Origin of the sequence: uncultured Pseudosulfitobacter sp. (genome assembly GCF_963976325.1) — a bacterium.
Lineage (GTDB): Bacteria > Pseudomonadota > Alphaproteobacteria > Rhodobacterales > Rhodobacteraceae > Pseudosulfitobacter.
The window spans coordinates 1-18,437 of the sequence record NZ_CAXBJW010000005.1 but is presented as its reverse complement, the minus strand read 5'-3'; the positions used below and the strand labels follow the sequence as shown (position 1 = coordinate 18,437).

20 protein-coding genes are annotated in these 18,437 nt (G+C 63.8%); 10 read left to right on the top strand and 10 right to left on the bottom strand.

All coding sequences use genetic code 11. The annotated features are described in order from the left end of the window. Nucleotides 1–239: 239 nt before the first annotated feature. Genes AAC077_RS14020 through AAC077_RS14010 form a run of 3 tightly spaced genes read left to right on the top strand, consistent with a single transcriptional unit; the run spans nucleotide 240 to nucleotide 3,133 of the window. On the top strand, nucleotides 240–1,265 hold the full coding sequence (locus AAC077_RS14020) for a pyridoxal-phosphate dependent enzyme (RefSeq protein ID WP_339770633.1): 1,026 nt from the start codon (nucleotides 240–242) through the stop codon (nucleotides 1,263–1,265). A 3-nt stretch (nucleotides 1,266–1,268) separates the two neighbouring features. Further along, nucleotides 1,269–2,411 (top strand): Xaa-Pro peptidase family protein, encoded by a 1,143-nt coding sequence (locus AAC077_RS14015; RefSeq protein ID WP_339770631.1) that lies wholly within the window; start codon nucleotides 1,269–1,271, stop codon nucleotides 2,409–2,411. Next, nucleotides 2,408–3,133: an Asp/Glu racemase gene (locus AAC077_RS14010; protein ID WP_339770629.1), complete on the top strand. Its 726-nt coding sequence runs from the start codon at nucleotides 2,408–2,410 to the stop codon at nucleotides 3,131–3,133. The genes AAC077_RS14015 and AAC077_RS14010 overlap by 4 nt, the downstream gene beginning before the upstream one ends. Here AAC077_RS14010 and AAC077_RS14005 read toward each other — a convergent pair. Beyond that, nucleotides 3,130–3,291 (bottom strand): hypothetical protein, encoded by a 162-nt coding sequence (locus AAC077_RS14005; RefSeq protein WP_339770627.1) that lies wholly within the window; start codon nucleotides 3,289–3,291, stop codon nucleotides 3,130–3,132. The genes AAC077_RS14010 and AAC077_RS14005 overlap by 4 nt on opposite strands. Nucleotides 3,292–3,506: 215 nt before the next feature. Between AAC077_RS14005 and AAC077_RS14000 the strand changes: the two genes are divergently transcribed. After that, entirely contained in the window at nucleotides 3,507–5,060 is a 1,554-nt protein-coding gene (locus AAC077_RS14000) for a class I adenylate-forming enzyme family protein (RefSeq protein ID WP_339770625.1), read from the top strand. Between the two features lie 198 nt (nucleotides 5,061–5,258). On the opposite strand, the gene ureG is transcribed toward AAC077_RS14000, so the two are convergent. The 9 genes from ureG to AAC077_RS13955 are packed head-to-tail and all read right to left on the bottom strand — an operon-like array spanning nucleotide 5,259 to nucleotide 10,672. After that, nucleotides 5,259–5,873, bottom strand: a complete 615-nt coding sequence (gene ureG / locus AAC077_RS13995; protein WP_339770623.1) for an urease accessory protein UreG — start codon at nucleotides 5,871–5,873, stop codon at nucleotides 5,259–5,261. Continuing rightward, complete coding sequence (locus AAC077_RS13990; RefSeq protein ID WP_339770621.1) at nucleotides 5,870–6,508, bottom strand: urease accessory UreF family protein; 639 nt, start codon at nucleotides 6,506–6,508, stop codon at nucleotides 5,870–5,872. The genes ureG and AAC077_RS13990 overlap by 4 nt, the downstream gene beginning before the upstream one ends. Beyond that, nucleotides 6,498–6,944 (bottom strand): urease accessory protein UreE, encoded by a 447-nt coding sequence (locus AAC077_RS13985; protein ID WP_339770619.1) that lies wholly within the window; start codon nucleotides 6,942–6,944, stop codon nucleotides 6,498–6,500. The genes AAC077_RS13990 and AAC077_RS13985 overlap by 11 nt, the downstream gene beginning before the upstream one ends. 10 nt (nucleotides 6,945–6,954) lie before the next feature. Beyond that, nucleotides 6,955–8,664 carry an urease subunit alpha gene (gene ureC / locus AAC077_RS13980; protein WP_339770617.1) on the bottom strand — a complete coding sequence of 570 codons (1,710 nt, stop codon included), beginning with the start codon at nucleotides 8,662–8,664 and terminating at the stop codon, nucleotides 6,955–6,957. A gap of 23 nt (nucleotides 8,665–8,687) precedes the next feature. Then, the gene (locus AAC077_RS13975; RefSeq protein ID WP_339770615.1) at nucleotides 8,688–9,029 is read right to left on the bottom strand and encodes an antifreeze protein; all 342 of its coding nucleotides are present in this window, start codon (nucleotides 9,027–9,029) and stop codon (nucleotides 8,688–8,690) included. After that, nucleotides 9,029–9,334, bottom strand: a complete 306-nt coding sequence (locus tag AAC077_RS13970) for an urease subunit beta (protein WP_339770614.1) — start codon at nucleotides 9,332–9,334, stop codon at nucleotides 9,029–9,031. Before AAC077_RS13970 ends, AAC077_RS13975 begins: the two co-directional genes overlap by 1 nt. Beyond that, entirely contained in the window at nucleotides 9,331–9,543 is a 213-nt protein-coding gene (locus AAC077_RS13965) for a hypothetical protein (RefSeq protein ID WP_339770612.1), read from the bottom strand. Before AAC077_RS13965 ends, AAC077_RS13970 begins: the two co-directional genes overlap by 4 nt. Nucleotides 9,544–9,558: 15 nt before the next feature. Further along, the gene (locus AAC077_RS13960; protein WP_028958337.1) at nucleotides 9,559–9,861 is read right to left on the bottom strand and encodes an urease subunit gamma; all 303 of its coding nucleotides are present in this window, start codon (nucleotides 9,859–9,861) and stop codon (nucleotides 9,559–9,561) included. 1 nt (nucleotide 9,862) lies between these two features. Next, on the bottom strand, nucleotides 9,863–10,672 hold the full coding sequence (locus tag AAC077_RS13955) for an urease accessory protein UreD (RefSeq protein WP_339770609.1): 810 nt from the start codon (nucleotides 10,670–10,672) through the stop codon (nucleotides 9,863–9,865). Between the two features lie 453 nt (nucleotides 10,673–11,125). Here AAC077_RS13955 and urtA point away from each other — a divergent pair, with 453 nt between their 5' ends. From urtA to AAC077_RS13925, 6 genes are all read left to right on the top strand, one after another. Further along, nucleotides 11,126–12,409, top strand: a complete 1,284-nt coding sequence (urtA, locus tag AAC077_RS13950) for an urea ABC transporter substrate-binding protein (protein ID WP_339770607.1) — start codon at nucleotides 11,126–11,128, stop codon at nucleotides 12,407–12,409. A 60-nt stretch (nucleotides 12,410–12,469) separates the two neighbouring features. Continuing rightward, nucleotides 12,470–14,428 carry an urea ABC transporter permease subunit UrtB gene (gene urtB, locus AAC077_RS13945; protein WP_339770605.1) on the top strand — a complete coding sequence of 653 codons (1,959 nt, stop codon included), beginning with the start codon at nucleotides 12,470–12,472 and terminating at the stop codon, nucleotides 14,426–14,428. 4 nt (nucleotides 14,429–14,432) lie between these two features. Then, entirely contained in the window at nucleotides 14,433–15,662 is a 1,230-nt protein-coding gene (urtC, locus tag AAC077_RS13940; RefSeq protein WP_339770603.1) for an urea ABC transporter permease subunit UrtC, read from the top strand. Beyond that, nucleotides 15,659–16,399 (top strand): urea ABC transporter ATP-binding protein UrtD, encoded by a 741-nt coding sequence (gene urtD, locus AAC077_RS13935; RefSeq protein WP_339770601.1) that lies wholly within the window; start codon nucleotides 15,659–15,661, stop codon nucleotides 16,397–16,399. The genes urtC and urtD overlap by 4 nt, the downstream gene beginning before the upstream one ends. A gap of 2 nt (nucleotides 16,400–16,401) precedes the next feature. Beyond that, nucleotides 16,402–17,097: an urea ABC transporter ATP-binding subunit UrtE gene (urtE, locus tag AAC077_RS13930; RefSeq protein WP_339770599.1), complete on the top strand. Its 696-nt coding sequence runs from the start codon at nucleotides 16,402–16,404 to the stop codon at nucleotides 17,095–17,097. A 93-nt stretch (nucleotides 17,098–17,190) separates the two neighbouring features. After that, on the top strand, nucleotides 17,191–17,946 hold the full coding sequence (locus AAC077_RS13925; protein WP_339770597.1) for a siderophore-interacting protein: 756 nt from the start codon (nucleotides 17,191–17,193) through the stop codon (nucleotides 17,944–17,946). Nucleotides 17,947–18,437 lie beyond the last annotated feature (491 nt).

Below are 18,437 nucleotides of genomic sequence, written 5' to 3'. Positions count from 1 at the left end.
AATCAGCGCCTCGCAGATCAGAATGTAAATTCACGCTACCGTGGGTTGGGATTTCTTTCATAACCTTCTGTGAAATAGCAATAATTTGTCTACCCTCAGGGGCGTTACGGGAAATTGTGTGATCAAGTCGTGAACACGACTCGGATTTGGTCGCGTAGTCTGACGCCGCACTGCGTGGCCCGACAGTGGCCTGTGATTGACGCTTGACGCCCGCGCCTGCCGCCGCCCCTAATGGGGCCATGGACATGTTGAACAACACCCCGCGCCGCCCTGTTGACTTACCTTTGGATGTGCCCGCTCCGTCGGTCGATGCCGCGCGGGCGGCGCTGCTGGTGGCGCAATGCCCTGTGGCGGGGGCGACGCCGCTGGTCGATGCGCCTGAACTGGCCGCAATAGCGGGCGTTGGCAGCCTGCATATCAAGGACGAGCGGAACCGCATGGGGCTGGGCAGTTTCAAGGCGCTGGGGGCCGCTTATGTGATTGCCTGTGACGCAAGCGACTGCACCGCCAAGGGGCGCACCTACGTGACCGCCAGTGCGGGCAACCACGGGATGAGCGTGGCCGCCGGTGCGGCGGCCTTTGGCGCGCGGGCGGTGGTCTATATTGCGGAAACGGTGCCCGAGGCTTTTGCCGCGCGATTGCGTGACATCGGGGCAGAGGTGCGGCGCGAGGGTGCGATTTACGAGGACAGCATGGCCGCCGCCATGGCTGCGGCGGAGGCCGAAGGGTTTGCGCTGTTGTCCGACAGTTCCTGGGACGGCTATTACGACCGCCCGCACCGGCTGATGGAAGGGTATCTTGTGCTGATGGACGAGGCGATCCGCCAGATGCCGCAGCCACCGACGCATCTGTTCTTGCAGGCCGGTGTCGGCGGGCTGGCGGGGGCCTGTGCCGCGTTGGCGCGCAAGGCCTGGGGCGAGGCGGTGCAGATCGTCGTGGTGGAACCCGACGCCGCGCCCGCGTTGCACGCGTCGGTGACCGCAGGCAGGGCGGTGACGACCCAAGGGCCGGTGTCCGCCATGGGGCGGCTGGACTGCAAGGAACCGTCCCTGATCGCGTTGAAAGGGCTGGCGCGGGATGCGGATGTGTTCCTGTTGATCTCCGAGGGCGAAGGCGCGGCAGGGGCGGCGGCTTGCGCGCAGCACGGGGTGCCGTCCACACCGTCGGGGGCTGCGGGCGTCTCGGGGTTGATCACCGCCGCGCAGGCGCTGAACCTGGGACCGGACAGCCGCGTTTTGTGTATCCTCAGCGAAGGGCCTGAATAACCGATGACCGATTTCGCCCCCGATTTTGCCCGCGAAGAATACCGCACCCGCCTGCACCGTGCCCAAACGATGATGGACCGCGCCGGGCTTGCGGCCCTGCTGCTGACAACCGAACCCGAGGTGCGCTATTTCACCGGCTTTCTGACCCGTTTCTGGGAAAGCCCCGCGCGCCCCTGGTTCCTGATTGTGCCTGCCAGCGGCGATCCGGTGGCGGTGATCCCGTCCATCGGCGCGCATCTGATGGGGCAAAGCTGGATCACCGACATCCGCACCTGGCGCAGCCCGCAGCCCGACGATGACGGCATCAGCCTGCTGCGCGATGCGCTGGCCGAGGTGGGCGGCCCCGTCGGTGTGCCCAGCGGTGCGGAGACGCACCTGCGGATGCCGCTGGACACATGGGCTGCGCTGCAAACCGCCGCTGCTTTCCGCGATGATGCGGGGATCATGCACCGCCTGCGGCTGATCAAATCGGATGCCGAGATCGACCGCATCGCCACCATCTGCCAGATCGCCAATACCGCGTTCGACCGTGTGCCCGAAGTGATCGGCGCGGGCCTGCCCCTGTCCGAAGTGTTCCGCCGCTTTCAGATCTTGTTGCTGACCGAAGGGGCCGATTGGGTGCCCTATCTGGCGGGGGCTGCGGGACAGGGCGGGTACGGCGACGTGATCTCGCCCGCGACGGATGTGCCGCTGATGGACGGCGATGTGCTGATGCTGGACACAGGCGCGGTCAAGGCCGGGTATTACTGCGACTTCGACCGCAACTTTGCGGTGGGCGACGTGGACCAAGCGGCGCACGATGCCCACGCGCGGCTGATCGAGGCGACCGAAGTGGGGTTCGAAGCCGCCCAGCCCGGCGCCACGGCCGCCGACCTGTTTCACGCCATGGACCGTGTGGTGACAGGCGGCGCGGGCGGATCGGACGCGGGCCGCTTGGGACACGGGTTGGGGATGCAGTTGACGGAATGGCCGTCGCTTATGCCCGCCGATCACACGGTGCTGGAACCAGGCATGGTGCTGACGCTGGAGCCGGGGATTGAACTGGCGCCGGGGCGGATGCTGGTGCACGAGGAAAACATCGTGATCACCGCAGAGGGGCCGCAGTGGCTGAGCATTCCCAGCGATGAACATATGGTCCAGTTGTGAGCATCTATCCCTACCACAGCGTTGCGGCGGCGCCGTCGCTGGGGCTGGTGGTGTTGCAGGTGGACGAGACGATCGAAGCCGACATGCGCCAGCTATTGGGCGATGCGCAGGTCTATGTCAGCCGCGTGCCCAGCGGGGCGCAGGTGACGCGCGAAACATTGGCCGAGATGGCCGCACATCTGGGCAGGTCGGCGGCGTTGCTGCCCCCTGCGGCGGATCTGGCGGTGGTGGCCTATGGCTGCACGTCGGGGGCGGCGCAAATCGGCCCCGAACAGGTGGCGCGGCTGGTGCGGCAGGGCAGGCAGGTCGCGGCGGTAACCGAACCTGTCACGGCGCTGGTCGCGGCCTGCGCGCATCTGGGGCTGCGGCGGCTGGCGCTGTTGTCGCCTTATGTCGCGGCTGTGTCGGACCATTTGCGCACCGTGCTGGGGGCGCAGGGCATCGACACGCCGGTGTTCGGCACCTTTGCCGAGGCGGAAGAGGCCAAGGTCGCGCGGATCGCGCCGGATGCGATCATCGACGCGGCGAAAGACCTGTGTGCCGACGCGGATGTGGACGGGGTGTTTCTGTCGTGCACCAACCTGCGGACATTGCCGGTGATCGACAGGCTGGAGGCCGCAGTTGGCCTGCCTGTCCTGTCGTCAAATCTGGTGCTGGCCTGGCATATGGCGCAATTGGCCGCGGTGCCACTGACGGGACCGGGCCGGTTGCTGAAGCCTTAAGCCCAGGTGCCGTTGACCATGATCTCGCGCGCGATGTCAGCGCGGTTCATGTTGCGGTCAGCCAGTTCGGCATCGCTTAGCGCGTGCAGGGCCATCGCTTGATCGGCCATGGTGGGCACGTCGTTGCGGGAATTAAGTTTCGCGATCAGTTTGGACATTGTCGTCTCTCCTATGCTTGGACGTAACATAGGCATGATGCTGCGATGCAGCAATGCGGACTGCGGAATTGCCGCATTGCAGCGGACGCATGGCTGGCTCAAGCCCTTGAAAAACGCGCCGTTACGTCACGCAGCCCGGTTCACACCGCTTTGGGGGCTGGAAATCGCCTGCGTCCCGCGCAAGGATCGCGCCAACGCCGAGCGGAGGAGGCCCCATGCTAGAAATCATCCCGAACATGCCCGAAAACATGCCCACCGAGACAGTCGTCGCGGCGGTGCGCCGTGTGGCGCGGATCAACCCCGACCGCGACGCGGTGGTCTGCGATGGCACACGGCTAAGCTGGGCGGAGTTCGACCTAGCCATCAATCAGGCGGCCAACATGCTGATCGCGCGCGGGGTCACGCGCGGTGACCGTGTGGCGGTGCTTTCGCCGAACTCGATCGCCTATGCGGTGCTGTTCATGGGCATCTTGCGGGCAGGGGGCTGTGTGGTGCCGTTGTCGACGATGGCGTCGTCGGATGCGCTGGAGAAAATGGTAAAGGACTGCGGTGCGCGGGTGTTCTGTCTGGCCGAAGCCTACCGTGATCTGGTGCCATTCGTGGATGCGATGGACATCACCCGCATCGCGCTGGACTTTGACGCCGACGAGTTCGAAAGCTACGCGGCGGCGATGCAGGCTGCCGACACCACCGACCCGATGGTGCCGGTCGAGATGGATGACGGGTTCAACCTGATCTATTCGTCAGGCACCACCGGCACGCCCAAGGGCATCTTTCACACCCATTTCCTGCGCGCCGCGCAGATGGACCGTGTCACCGCCAACGGCTATGACGATTCCGCGCGCACGCTGATTTCCACGCCGCTGTATTCCAACACCACCATCGTGGCCTTTCTGCCGACGCTTGTGGGCGGATCGACCGTGATCCTGATGTCGAAATTCGACGCCGGGGGGTGGCTGGCGCTGGCCGAGGCCGAAGCCGCCACGCACACGATGCTGGTGCCGGTGCAGTACAAGCGCATTGTCGAACTGCCTGCTTTTGCAGATTATAACCTCAGCGCTATGCGGCTGAAACTTTCCACTTCCGCCCCGCTGCGGGCGGATGTGAAGCAGAAAGTGCTGGCGCAGATGCCGGGCAAGCTGGTGGAATATTACGGTCTGACCGAAGGCGGCGGCGTGAGCGTTCTGATTGCCGACGAGAACCCGACCAAGCTTCATACCGTGGGCAAACCCGCACCCAATTGCGACATCCGCCTGATCGGGCCGGACGGGACCGAGGTCGCTCCCGGCGAAGTGGGCGAGATTTGCGGGCGGTCTGCGACGATGATGGCAGGGTACTATGGCCGCGATGACCTGACCGAGGAAACGTTGTGGCGCAATGCGGAGGGCCAGGTTTATTTCCGCTCGGGCGATATGGGGTCGTTTGACGACGACGGATTTCTGGTGCTGTCGGACCGCAAGAAGGACATGATTATTTCGGGCGGGCTGAACATCTATGCCAACGACTTGGAGTTGATCCTGCTGGCGGATGCGGATGTGACGGATGCCGCCGTGATCGGCGTGCCGTCCGAACAATGGGGCGAGACGCCCTTGGGGCTGGTGGTGCTGCGCGAGGGGGCTGAGACCACGGGCGACGAGATCCGCGCGCGGGCGAACGAGAAGCTGGGCAAGAGCCACCGTTTGAGTGCAGTCGAAGTGCGCGAGGTGCTGCCGCGCAGTTCAATCGGGAAGATTTTGAAAAAGGACCTGCGGGCGGCGTATTGGCCGTGACGTAGCCAAATAGGGCAGCGCCCGACCGTCGCACCAAAGGTGCGCCGATAATATTAGGCACGCCTTCGGCGTGACGGGCGGTCGGGCGCTGCCTCTCACACATTGCAAAGCAATGTGTTGCCGGCAGGTGTTCGCTTTGCGAACACCGAGAGGCCGGCGGTGCTACGCACCTTGACTCCGGGCTTTGGCGCTTAGGGCTTAACCAAGCCCACCCACCTTCTTCAACGCGGCCACCACTGCCGCCACGCCTTCGCGCTGGCGCAGCGATGTGAACAAGAACGGCCGCCCCGCGCGCATCCGCGTGGCGTCACGTTCCATCACGTCCAGCGACGCACCCACATAGGGCGCAAGGTCGGTCTTGTTGATGATCAGGATGTCGGATTTGGTGATCGCAGGTCCGCCCTTGCGCGGGATTTCCTCGCCTGCGGCCACGTCGATCACATATAGCGTCACATCCGCCAGCTCGGGGCTGAAGGTGGCAGACAGATTGTCACCGCCGCTTTCGATCAGCAGCACTTCGATCTCGGGGTGGCGTTTCACCATCTGGTCGACAGCGGCCAGATTGATCGACGCATCCTCGCGGATCGCGGTGTGGGGGCAGCCACCGGTCTCGACCCCGATGATCCGGTCCTGCGGCAGCACTTGCAGGCGCATCAGCGCCTCGGCGTCTTCCTGCGTGTAGATGTCATTGGTGATCACACCGACCGAATGGCTGTCACGCAACGCCTCGCACAGGGCGGCGGTCAGCGTGGTTTTGCCAGCGCCCACGGGGCCGCCGATGCCCACGCGCAGGGGGCCGTTCATCTGGGTCATGTGCGGAAAATCCTTGAATATTGGGTTTCGTGTTTCATCGACGCGATGTCGGTGGCAAAGGCCGTGGCGGTCAGATCGTCAAGGCTGGCGGCACAGGCGCGGGTGGCCACGTCCTGCGCCACGGGGGTCAGGGCGCGGATGATCGCCTGTCCGTCGCTTTGACCCAAGGGCACCAGCCGCATGGCGGCCCCCGCCAGACTGCTGGTCAGACCGTGCAGGTACATCTTGGCCGTCAGTTCCAGCGGCAGGTCGGCGGCGCGCGCCGCTTCACCGACAGCCACGGGATAGGTGCGCGGCGTGGCGGTGGTGCCGTTCAGGTTGGCCACCGCAGCAGCAAAGGCCGCCCCTTGCAGATCGGTCTCGCGCAGCCGTTCGGCCGAGGCGGCAAAGGCACGGGCGGTGGCATCTACCGCTGCAACATCCGTCGCGCGATAGCTGGCGGCGATGAACAGGCAATCGTTCCAGCCCGCACCATGTCGCAGCACCGTGTCGATCCAGTCCTGTGTTTGGGCCGCGTCCGTCACGTCGCCCGCCTGCACCGCCCATTCCAGCCCGTGCGAATAGGCAAAGGCCCCGACCGGAAACGACGGCGAGAACCATTGCGCCAGCGTCAGGACCGCGTCGTCAATGGGCATGGCTGTGGGTGCGTCCGTGACCGTAAGCCCCGCCTTCGGGGGTAAAGGGTTCGTTCACCTCGCGCACCACCGCGCCGATCTTGGCCAGCATGTCGCGGATCACGTGGTCGGGCTGGATCAGCAGGCGGCGGTCTTCGATCTGGCAGGGGGTGTGACGGTTGCCGATGTGCCAGGCGATGCGCGGCATGTCGGGGCCGGTGATCTCAAGCAGATCCTGTGCGGCGGCCTGAACCAGCACCTCGCGCCCGTCGGCCAGCACCAAGACCCCGCCGTGATCCAGCGATGTGGTCTGCGGCAGGTCGATCAGGATCGGCTGCCCGTCGTCGGTTTCCAGCATCTTGCGGCGCAAAAATCGCGTGTCGTAGTCCAGCGTGATCTGCGCGAAGGGCGTCGTGTGGCTGTGGTCGTGATAGGTGCGGGCGGTCAGGGTGTGCATGGTCAAACCTTCAGAACATGAAATAGCGTTGCGCCATCGGCAGAACCTCGGCGGGTTCGCAGGTCAGCAGCTCGCCGTCGGCGCGCACTTCGTAGGTTTCGGGGTTCACCTCGATGTGCGGAAGGGCGGTGTTCAGCTTCAGGTCCGACTTGCCGATGTTGCGGGTGTCCCTGACGGCGACGGTCTGCTTGGCCAGCCCCAGCGTGCCGCGAATGTCGGCGTCCTGTGCGGCGGCACTGACGAAGGTGATCGACGAATGTTCGACCGACCGGCCAAATGCCCCGAACATGGGCCGCGAATAGACCGGCTGCGGGGTGGGGATGGACGCGTTGGGATCGCCCATCTGCGCCATGACGATGGTGCCCGACATCAGCACCATTTCCGGCTTTACCCCAAAGAACGCCGGGTTCCACAGCACCAGATCGGCGCGCTTGCCCTCTTCGATGCTGCCGATCTCGCGGCTGATGCCGTGGGCGATGGCGGGGTTGATGGTGTATTTGGCGATATAGCGGCGCACGCGGAAATTGTCGTTGTCGCCGGTTTCCTCGGCCAGCCGCCCGCGCTGTTTCTTCATCTTGTCAGCGGTCTGCCATGTGCGGATCAGCACCTCGCCGATGCGGCCCATCGCCTGACTGTCGCTGGCGATGATCGAAAACGCGCCCATGTCGTGCAGGATATCCTCGGCGGCGATGGTCTCGCGGCGGATGCGGCTTTCGGCAAAGGCGACGTCCTCGGGGATGGATTTGTCGAGGTGGTGACAGACCATCAGCATGTCCAGATGCTCTTCCAACGTGTTGACCGTAAAGGGGCGCGTGGGGTTTGTGGACGACGGCAGGACGTGTTCCTCGCCGCAGATCTTGATGATGTCCGGGGCGTGCCCGCCGCCTGCACCTTCGGTGTGAAAGGCGTGAATGGTGCGCCCCTTCATGGCCGCCACGGTGTTTTCGACAAAGCCGCTTTCGTTCAGCGTGTCGGTGTGGATCATCACCTGCACGTCCATGTCGTCGGCCACCGACAGGCAGCAGTCGATGGCGGCGGGGGTGGTGCCCCAGTCCTCGTGCAGTTTCATCGCGCAGGCACCGGCATTGATCATCTCGACCAGTGCAGCGGGCTGGCTGGCGTTGCCCTTGCCCGACAGGCCGATGTTCATGGGGATGCTGTCAAAGGCCTGCAACATCCGCCCGATGTGCCAGGGCCCCGGCGTGCAGGTGGTGGCCAGCGTGCCATGCGCGGGGCCGGTGCCGCCGCCCAGACAGGTGGTCACGCCCGAATGCAACGCGTCCTCCATCTGTTGCGGGCAGATAAAGTGGATGTGGCTGTCGAACCCGCCTGCGGTCAGGATGCGGCCCTCGCCCGCGATGATCTCGGTGCCGGGGCCGATGATGATGTCGACGCCCGGCTGTGTGTCGGGGTTGCCCGCCTTGCCGATCTTGTGAATGCGACCGTCGCGCAGGCCCACGTCGGCCTTGTAGATGCCGGTGTGGTCCACGATCAGCGCGTTGGTGATAACCGTATCAACCGCCCCTTGGGCGCGTGTCACCTGTGACTGGCCCATGCCGTCGCGGATCACCTTGCCGCCGCCGAATTTGACCTCTTCACCATAGGTGGTCAGGTCACGCTCGACCTCGATGATCAGGTCGGTGTCCGCCAGACGCATCCGGTCGCCGGTGGTGGGGCCGAACATGGCGGCGTAATCGGCGCGGGCAATGGGCTTGGGCATGGGTCTGTGTCCTTTGGTGGGCGTCAGCGTTTCTTGGAGCCGGGCAGGGCGGGGCCGCGTTTGCCCAGACGGCGGGCGTTGGCGCGGGTCTTGCGGCGCAGCGGTTTCACGGCGGCATTCATCACCTCGTCCGGGCGCTTGCCGCGCATGGTGGCCATCGACGCGGCGGTGGCGCTGTCCAGGAACGCCGAGGATTTCTCCGACACCATCCGGTCGTTTTCGGACTTGGTGACCGACCACAGGCCCGCCATCCCCATCATCCGCATCGTCATGACGCTGGCGGTTTCCACCATCAGCATCGACATATTCATCCATGCACCCATCATATCGGCAGGGGTGGCAGAGCGTGGCAGTTTCGTGACCATCAAAGGTCTCCCATGATCTGTTGGTTGAACCCGAACACCCGCCGCGCCCCGCCATAGGGGATCAGCGAGACTTCGCGCCGTTGACCGGGTTCAAAGCGCACGGCAGTCCCGGACGCGATGTCCAGACGCATCCCCCGTGCGGCGTCGCGGTCAAAGTCCAACGCAGCGTTTGTTTCAGCAAAATGATAGTGCGAGCCGAGCTGAACAGGGCGGTCACCGGTGTTGGCAACCATCAGCGTGATGGCCGTGGCGCCATCATTCAAGATGATGTCGCCGGTGCCCGGTATCAACTCGCCGGGGATCATTTGCGGGATTTCCGCGCGCTGCGTGCGCGGATTGTCGCGCGGGTGGCGGTCAGGGCCACGGCCACCACGATGGCCGCCATGCCCAGCAGAACCGGCAGCCATGCCGCCCCGTCGGTGACGTGGGGGTGCAGGTGCAGGCCCGCATCGGTGTGTGCGGCCACGGGGGCGGCAAGAAGGGCAAGGCCAAGGGCAGTTGTCACGGATTTCATCAAGTCAGGCTCCTGTTAGCGGATAGGGTTGTGGACGGTCACCAGCTTGGTGCCGTCGGGAAAGGTGGCCTCGACCTGCACGTCGTGGATCATTTCGGCGATCCCCTCCATGCATTGATCGCGGGTGATGATCTGCGCGCCTGCTTCCATCAGGTCGGCCACGCTGCGCCCGTCGCGTGCGCCTTCGACCACCGCATCGGTGATCAGAGCGATGGCTTCGGGATGGTTCAGCTTTACGCCACGCTCCAGCCGTTTGCGGGCGACCACGGCGGCCATCGCAATCAGCAGTTTGTCTTTTTCGCGGGGGGTCAGGTTCATGTCAGATCATCCAGGTTCTTGGCAGGGGTCCACCCTTGAGGCGGATAAGAACGGGCAGCAGGCTGCGCCGCAACTCGAAACTGTCGATGGCCAGAAATCTGGCTACCAGCATGTCGTCACCGATCAGGCTGGCTCCTGCGGTATCGGGCAGCATGGCGCGCACGGGCGCGAGCTGTCCGGCGGCGTCAGGGGCGATGTAGACCATGGCCGCCATCGCGCCCGCGCCCTGTGCCACATGGGGTTTGGCCAGATGCGCGGTGGCATCCCCCGACAGCACGATCGCGTCGTGATACAGCGGCACGCCGTTGCGGTTGATCATGATGCGGTCGCGCAGATGCAGGCTGTGCAGCCGTTCGCCCATGGCCGCGCGGCCAAAGACCAGCGGCTCGACCATCAGCAATTGCGCATCCGCGGCCATGTCGATCTGCAAACGGCGGTCCAGGGCGGCACCGTCGAACAGGATCGTTTCCTGCGGCAGCCAGTCGATGCGCGCCTGTGGTCCGACGGTCAGGGTGTTGCGCAACTGGCCCACTTCGCCGGTCTGCGCGCGGTAGGCGCGTTCGCAGGCCTGGGTGGTCAGGCACAGGGTTGTGCCCGCTTCGGCGGTGGCGGTCACGCTATATTGGTCGCCGCCGGTCACCCCGCCCGCAGTGTTCAGCACCACGGCGTCCAGGGCTGTGCCGCTGCCGCGCGGAAACAGGCATTTTGACGATCCGGCCTGATGCAACTGGCCCAGCACCGACCGCCCGCGCGCCAGCTTGGACGACACCACCATGCGCCCGCGCGCGCGGGGTTGTTGCGGATGTCGCACCGTTGCCGGTGGTATGACCATATGATGCGTGATCTGCGTGCCCCCCCAAAGGCGAAAAACTGCGGTGCTCTAGTCATTGGGCGAGTCACCCCCGCCGCGCCCAATGACTAGAGCACCCAGGGCGCAGATTGCCCATCCATTCAGCGCGCTTCTGGTTTTTATCGCACAAAAAGTGACCACGTTCCGGCGGGTCGCCTTAAAATTGTGCAAGTTCCCGCGATCAAAGATGCTGCACCTGCATCCTCGTTTGCCATTCACAATCACTTGAACTGACGCTGAGACGACCTGATTGCACGAGACAAGTGCCAACGGGGGGGTGTGTGGCGACCTTGCGATTTCGACCTCGAGGGGCCGCCACACGATATTGCAACGCTAACGTTGCAGGACCAGCTTAGGGGACTGTCTGTGCGGCGCAAGCCGTAGCTGTCTGGCTGGCCTGCTTTGGAGACAGATATGACATTTTTCAAATCCATGCTGACCGGCACGCTTGCGGCGGCCACGCTTGGCTCGGCTGCTCTGGCGGCGGATGACACCATCAAGGTCGGTGTGCTGCATTCGCTGTCCGGTACGATGGCCATTTCCGAAACCACGCTGAAAGACACCATGCTGATGCTGATCGAACAGCAAAACGCCAAGGGTGGCTTGCTGGGCAAACAGCTAGAGGCCGTGGTGGTCGATCCCGCATCCGACTGGCCGCTGTTCGCGGAAAAAGCACGCGAATTGCTGACCGTGCACAACGTCGATGTGATCTATGGCAACTGGACATCCGTCAGCCGAAAATCCGTGCTGCCGGTCATCGAAGAGCTGAACGGCCTGTTGTTCTATCCGGTCCAATACGAGGGCGAAGAGTCATCGAAAAACGTGTTCTACACCGGTGCGGCCCCGAACCAACAGGCGATCCCGGCGACCGATTATTTCCTGGACGAACTGGGTATCGAGAAATTCGCGCTGCTGGGCACCGACTATGTCTATCCGCGCACGACCAACAACATCCTTGAAAGCTATCTCAAGGGTAAGGGCATTGCTGCCGAAGACATCTTTGTGAACTACACACCGTTCGGGCACTCGGACTGGTCCAAGATCGTGGCCGACGTGGTCGCACTTGGCGCGGACGGCAAGAAAGTCGGCGTGATCTCGACGATCAACGGCGACGCAAACATCGGTTTCTACAAGGAACTGGCGGCGGCCGGCATTTCGGCGGATGACATTCCTGTCGTCGCCTTCTCGGTCGGCGAGGAAGAACTGTCGGGGTTGGACACGTCTAACCTGGTTGGCCACCTGGCTGCGTGGAACTATTTCATGTCCGCCGACACGCCGGAAAACGCTGAATTCATCAAGACTTGGCACGCATTTATCGGTGACGACAAGCGTGTGACCAACGACCCGATGGAGGCCCACTATATCGGCTTCAACATGTGGGTCGCAGCGGTCGAGGCGGCAGGCACCACCGATGTGGACGCTGTGCGCGCCGAAATGTACGGGCAGGAATTCCCGAACCTGACCGGCGGCACCGCCGTGATGGGCGTGAACCACCACCTGTCCAAACCCGTCCTGATCGGTGAAATCCAGGCCGACGGCCAGTTTGACATCATCTCGGAAACCGATCCGGTTCCGGGCGACGCATGGACCGACTTCCTGCCCGAATCCGCCGTGCTGGAATCGGATTGGAAAGATCTGGGCTGCGGTATGTACAACACCGAAACCAAGACCTGCGTTCAGATCCTGTCGAACTACTAAGCTTGACCTGAGAGGGCGCGCATCCCGCGCCCTCTCTGACCCAATGCGGATTTCATTCACATGACCAGACTTATTGCCGCCACGCTGGCCCTGTTGCTGACCTGCGTCAGTGCCTTTGCACAGGACACGACGGGCCCCATCCAGCAGGTGCTGCAAGAGCACCGCGACACGATCCTGAAAAGCTCGCGCACCACCATTGGTCCGGCCATCGACGCGGTGGCCGACAGCGGGCTGCCGCAGGCGCAGGCGGTGCTCGAGGCATGGTCGGACAAGGATATGTGGCTGCGCGAGGCCGACGGTCTGTTCTTTCGCGCCAAGAAGGCCGAGGGCGGCTATGCGCTGACCGATTTCGACACCGGCGAGGTGGTTGGCGTGTTTGAAAAGGACGCGCTGGACCAGATCAAGCCCAACAGCGGCATCCGCGCGCTGATCGGCACGGCGCTGGTGCAGTTCCAACTGAAAGATCCCGATCCCAAGCGCCGTCAGGACGCGCTGACTTCGATTTCCCGTGACCCTGACCAGGCACTGCTGAAACCGCTGCGCAATTCGATCGACATGGAGACCGACGCGACCCTGAAGGCGCAAAAGCTGCGGCTGGAGCGGCTGCTGACCATCGGCTACGACGCCGACCCCGATGCGCGGGTACAGGCGATGGCCGATATGTCGGGCGACTTGGGCGTAGACGTGCGCGCCACGCTGAACCCGCTGGTCGCCACCCGCCGCGCCGTTGTGCAGGGCGATGTGCCCGCGGGCACCAATGTGGCGGCGATCCTGAAACCGGGGTCCGACGCGCTGGGCAAGGCCGAAGCCTATGACATGCTGGTGGCGGCCGATCTGGCCCCCCCGCGGGTGACGGATGCGGCCATTCGCGCAGCACTTGAGGCGCACATCGCGGACGGACGTGTGGGCGGTTTGCCTGTGCAGCAACTGGACAACGACGCCAGCCGCCGCGCGGCCTATATCACGCTGGCCAAGGCCGGGACCGTGCCGCCGTTCATTTCCGAGGAGGCGGTGCAGGATACGCTGGATGGTTTCACGTTCTATGACGCTTATTTCGATCCCTCTGCACAGGTGACCGACGCGGCAAACGACGCGCTGAACGCGATCAAGCTGAAGGTGGGGATGAACCAGGCCGCCGACCTGACGCTGGATGCGATGTCGCTGGCGTCGATCTACTTTCTCGCCGCCATCGGCCTTGCCATCACCTTTGGCGTGATGGGGGTGATCAACATGGCACATGGCGAGTTTATCATGATGGGTGCCTATACCGGCTATGTGGTCCAACAGATCATTCCCAACCACACCCTGTCGATCATCGTGGCGATCCCGCTGGCCTTTGCTGTGACATTCGCCGCCGGCGTGGCGATGGAGCGGCTGGTGATCCGCTGGCTGTACAACCGTCCGCTGGAGACGTTGCTGGCGACCTTTGGTACTTCCATCGCGCTGCAACAGTTGGCCAAAAACATATTCGGCACGCAGGCCCGCCCGCTGACCTCGCCCGCGTGGCTGGACGGGGCGCTGACGCTGAATGACGTGGTGTCGATCAGTTACATCCGCATCGCGATCTTCTTTCTGGCGCTGTTCTTCCTGGCGGTGTTCCTGTTCATCATGAAGCGCACGCGGTTGGGGCTTGAGACCCGCGCCGTGACGCAGAACCCGCGTATGGCGGCGTCGATGGGCATCAATCCGGGGCGGGTGAACATGCTGACATTCGGCCTTGGGTCCGGCATCGCCGGGGTGGCCGGCGTGGCCATTGGTCTGTTCGCGAAGGTGACCTCGGAACTGGGGTCCGATTATATCGTGCAAAGCTTTATGACCGTGGTTGTCGGCGGTGTCGGCAACATCTGGGGCACATTGGCGGGCGCTGCAATGATCGGGTTCCTGCAAAAGGGCATCGAATGGGGCAACCCCAGCAACACGCTGGCGGCACAGACCTATATGATCGTCTTTATCATCATTTTCATCCAGTTCCGGCCAAGGGGCATCATCGCCCTCAAAGGCCGCGCGGCGGGGGATTGAGGCCATGAACCGTTCATTCGTTGCACGAAACCCGTCGATCCTGATCTTCCTTGCCCTGCTGGCGCTGTTCACGCTGGGTGTCACCATCCTGTCCGAAGGCTTTGGCGTCGGCATGATGTCCACCAGCTTCGTCAAGACCTTGGGCAAGACGCTGTGCCTGTGTCTGGTGGCCGTGGCGATGGACCTGATCTGGGGCTATGCTGGTATCCTCAGCCTGGGGCATTTCGCGTTTTTCGGCTTGGGCGGCTACATGATCGGCATGTGGCTGATGTATGAACGCACCCGCCTGATCGTGGTCGATGCATTGGCGCAGGGCCAGATCCCGCCCACACCCCAAGAGGTTGTCGATGGCATCGGCAACCAGATTTTCGGCGTCGTCGGCAGCAGCGATTTTCCCGCCATCTGGGCCTTTGCCGACAGTCTGACGTTGCAGCTGGCCATGGTCGTGCTGGTGCCCGGCCTGCTGGCGCTGGTGTTCGGATGGCTGGCGTTCCGCAGCCGCGTCACAGGCGTGTACCTGTCGATCCTGACACAGGCGATGACGCTGGCGCTGGCGCTGTACCTGTTTCAGAACGACAGCGGCCTGCGCGGCAACAACGGCCTGTCGGGCCTGCAAAACCTGCCCGGTGTGACCGCGTCGCAGGACGTGGTGTCGATGTGGTTCTTCTGGGGCTCGGCGCTGGCGCTGGGGCTGGGCTATCTGCTGGCGGCATGGGTGGTGTCGGGCAAGTTCGGATCGGTCATTCGCGGCATCCGCGACAACGAGGCACGCGTGCGGTTTCTGGGCTATTCGGTCGAGGCCTACAAGCTGGCCCTGTTTACCCTGACCGCCTGTATCGCCGCCATCGCGGGGGCGCTGTATTACCCGCAGGCGGGCATCATCAACCCCGCCGAGATTGCCCCCATCGCGTCGATCTATCTGGCGGTCTGGGTGGCCATCGGCGGGCGCGGGCGGCTGTATGGTGCGGTGATCGGCGCTGCCGTGGTCAGCCTGCTGTCCACATGGTTCACCGGCGGGCAGGCGCCTGATATTCCGCTGGGGGTCTACACGATCAAATGGGTCGACTGGTGGCTGGTGCTGCTGGGGCTGTCCTTTGTCGCGGTCACCCTGTTTGCGCCGCAGGGCATCGGCGGGCTGTTCGACCTGATCAGCGACCGCTTGCGCCCGAACCGCCACGGCGCCGACCTTGGCCCCGATCAAGGATCGCTGCGCGAGAAGGAGGCCCAGCAATGAGCACGCTTCTGGAAGTGTCCGGTGTCACGGTCAGCTTTGACGGCTTTCGCGCCATCAACAACCTGTCGTTTCGCATCGCGGATGCCGAAATGCGCGCGGTGATCGGGCCGAATGGCGCGGGCAAGACCACCTTCATGGACATCGTCACCGGCAAGACCAAACCCGACGAAGGCCGCGTGCTGTGGGGTGAAAAATCGGTGTCCTTGCTGAAAATGTCCGAGGCGAAGATTGCGCAGGCCGGGGTGGGGCGCAAGTTCCAGAAACCCACGGTATTCGAGGATCAAAGCGTGCAGGAGAACCTTCTGATGGCGCTGAAGAAACCGCGCGGCTGGTTGCCGGTGCTGTCCTATCGTCCGTCCGAGGATGATCTGGCCAAGGTCGCCACACTGGCGGATGACATCGGCCTTGGCGACGCGCTCATGCGCAAGTCGGGCGAGTTGAGCCACGGGCAAAAGCAATGGCTGGAGATCGGCATTCTGCTGGCGCAGGAGCCGCGTCTGCTGCTGGTGGACGAACCGGCCGCCGGTATGACGCCGGAAGAACGCGAGAAAACCACCGACATTCTGGTCGAGGCGGCCAAGACCCGCGCCGTGGTCGTGGTGGAACACGATATGGAGTTCGTGCGCCGCCTCAACTGCAAGGTCACCGTGCTGCACGAAGGGTCGGTTCTGGCCGAAGGGTCGCTGGACCATGTCACATCAAATCAGGACGTCATCGACGTCTATCTGGGGCGTTGAATATGCTGAGTTTGAACGACCTGACGCTGCACTATGGCCACAGCCAGATCCTGAACGGGATTTCGATGCAGGCGGCACAGGGCGAGGTGACCTGCGTTATGGGCACCAATGGCGTGGGCAAGACCAGCCTGATCAAGGCGATTTCCGGCACCCATCCGCGCACGGCGGGCACCCTGTCGCTGGACGGGCAGGACCTGCCGGTGCTGCCCGCGCACAGGCTGGCGTATCTGGGCGTGGCCTATGTCCCGCAGGGCCGCGAGATTTTCCCGTTGATGACGGTGAAAGAGAACTTAGAGACCGGCTTTGTCTGTCTGCCGCCGGATGAACATTTCATTCCCGATCATATCTACGATCTGTTTCCCGTGCTCAAGGACATGACAGCGCGGCGCGGCGGCGATCTGTCGGGTGGGCAGCAACAGCAACTGGCCATCGCGCGGGCGCTGATCACCAAGCCCAAGCTTTTGCTGCTGGACGAACCCACCGAAGGGATCCAGCCCAACATCATCCAGCAGATCGGCAACGTGATCCGCCTGTTGCGCGATCAGGGGGATATGGCGATCGTGCTGGTCGAGCAGTATTTCGAATTCGCCTATGATCTGGCCGACCGTTTCGTGGTGCTGCGACGCGGGGCGGTGGTGCTGGAAGGGGCCAAGGCGGACGTGCCCAAGGCCGAAGTGCTGCGCGGCGTTTCCGTCTGAGCATCTGCGCGCCGGGGTCTGTGCGCTGCTGCACTTGCTAATTCCGACAAAAATAGACAGGTATATCCCGAACGCTGTTGCAAGGGACATACCATGACAGATGAAACCATCGCCGCGCCGCGCATCGTGCGCACCCGCCACGAGCTGCGCCGCCGCAATCTGACCGTTGCAGCCACAGAACGGCTGACCCCGCATATGATCCGCCTGACCCTGACAGGCGCGGACCTGCATGATTTTGCAAGCACCGCACCGGATGACCACATGAAGCTGGTCCTGAACGCAGACAGCGATACCCCGCAAATGCGCGACTATACCCCGCGTCGTTTCAGTACGTCGGAACTGGTGGTGGATGTGGTCGACCACCCCGGCGGACCCGCCGCCGACTGGGCGCGGGCCGCTGTGCTGGGCGATGCCATCACCATCGGCGGCCCGCGCGGCAGCCAGCGGATCGAGGGCGATATAGACCATTGGCTGTTGATCGGCGACGAAACCGCGCTGCCCGCCATTGGCCGCTGGATCGAGGAGATGCCCGCCGCGACGCCCGTGACCAGCATCGTCGGCGTGCCCGATGCGGCAGACGAGCAGACCGTGACCACCGCCGCCGATTGGACGGCGCACTGGCTGCACCGCCCGCTGGATCAGGCAACCGATCCCGCGCCCTATCTCGCGGCACTCGACGCCATGCCCCTCGGCCCGCGCACCTTTGTCTGGATTGCAGCCGAAGCCATGGTGGCCCGCGCCATTCGCACGCATCTGCTGGACAGGGGGCACGACAAACAGTGGATCAAAGCCTCGGGCTATTGGGTGGCGGGGCAGGCGGATGCGTCGGACAAGGGCATCGAGGACTGAGATTTAGGGGGGGGGGCAGGTCAGGCGAACGCGGCCTTTGCATCTTTGCCCGGCGCAAGATGGGGAACCGGACGTTCGTAAAGACCGCAGCTAAAGTCCGGTATGAGGCTTTTGTGACCTTACCACAAAGGGCAGCGCCCGACCGCGGGTGGGCATCACGACGCTCGTGACTGCCACTTTATGTCTCGTCTTTGGCGTGTGGGTGATGAGCAGCGATACGGCGAGAAAGCGCCCGCCCATGGGGCGGTCGGGCGCTGCCCGGCGGTGCTACGCACCTTGACTCCGGGCTTTGGTGCATGGCGGCTTCGTCAGCGCACCTTATGTCGAAGGTCCGGTTCTTGACAGAAATGCTTGACGCGACGCACTGACGGAATTCCGCGAAATCAGCCGGATTTTGTGTGCCCACCCCGCGCAGGTGTTCTTGACCTCTGTCGGTCCATGCCATAACTAACCGGTGCTACGCGGGCGTTGTGTAGTGGTAAGACCTTAGC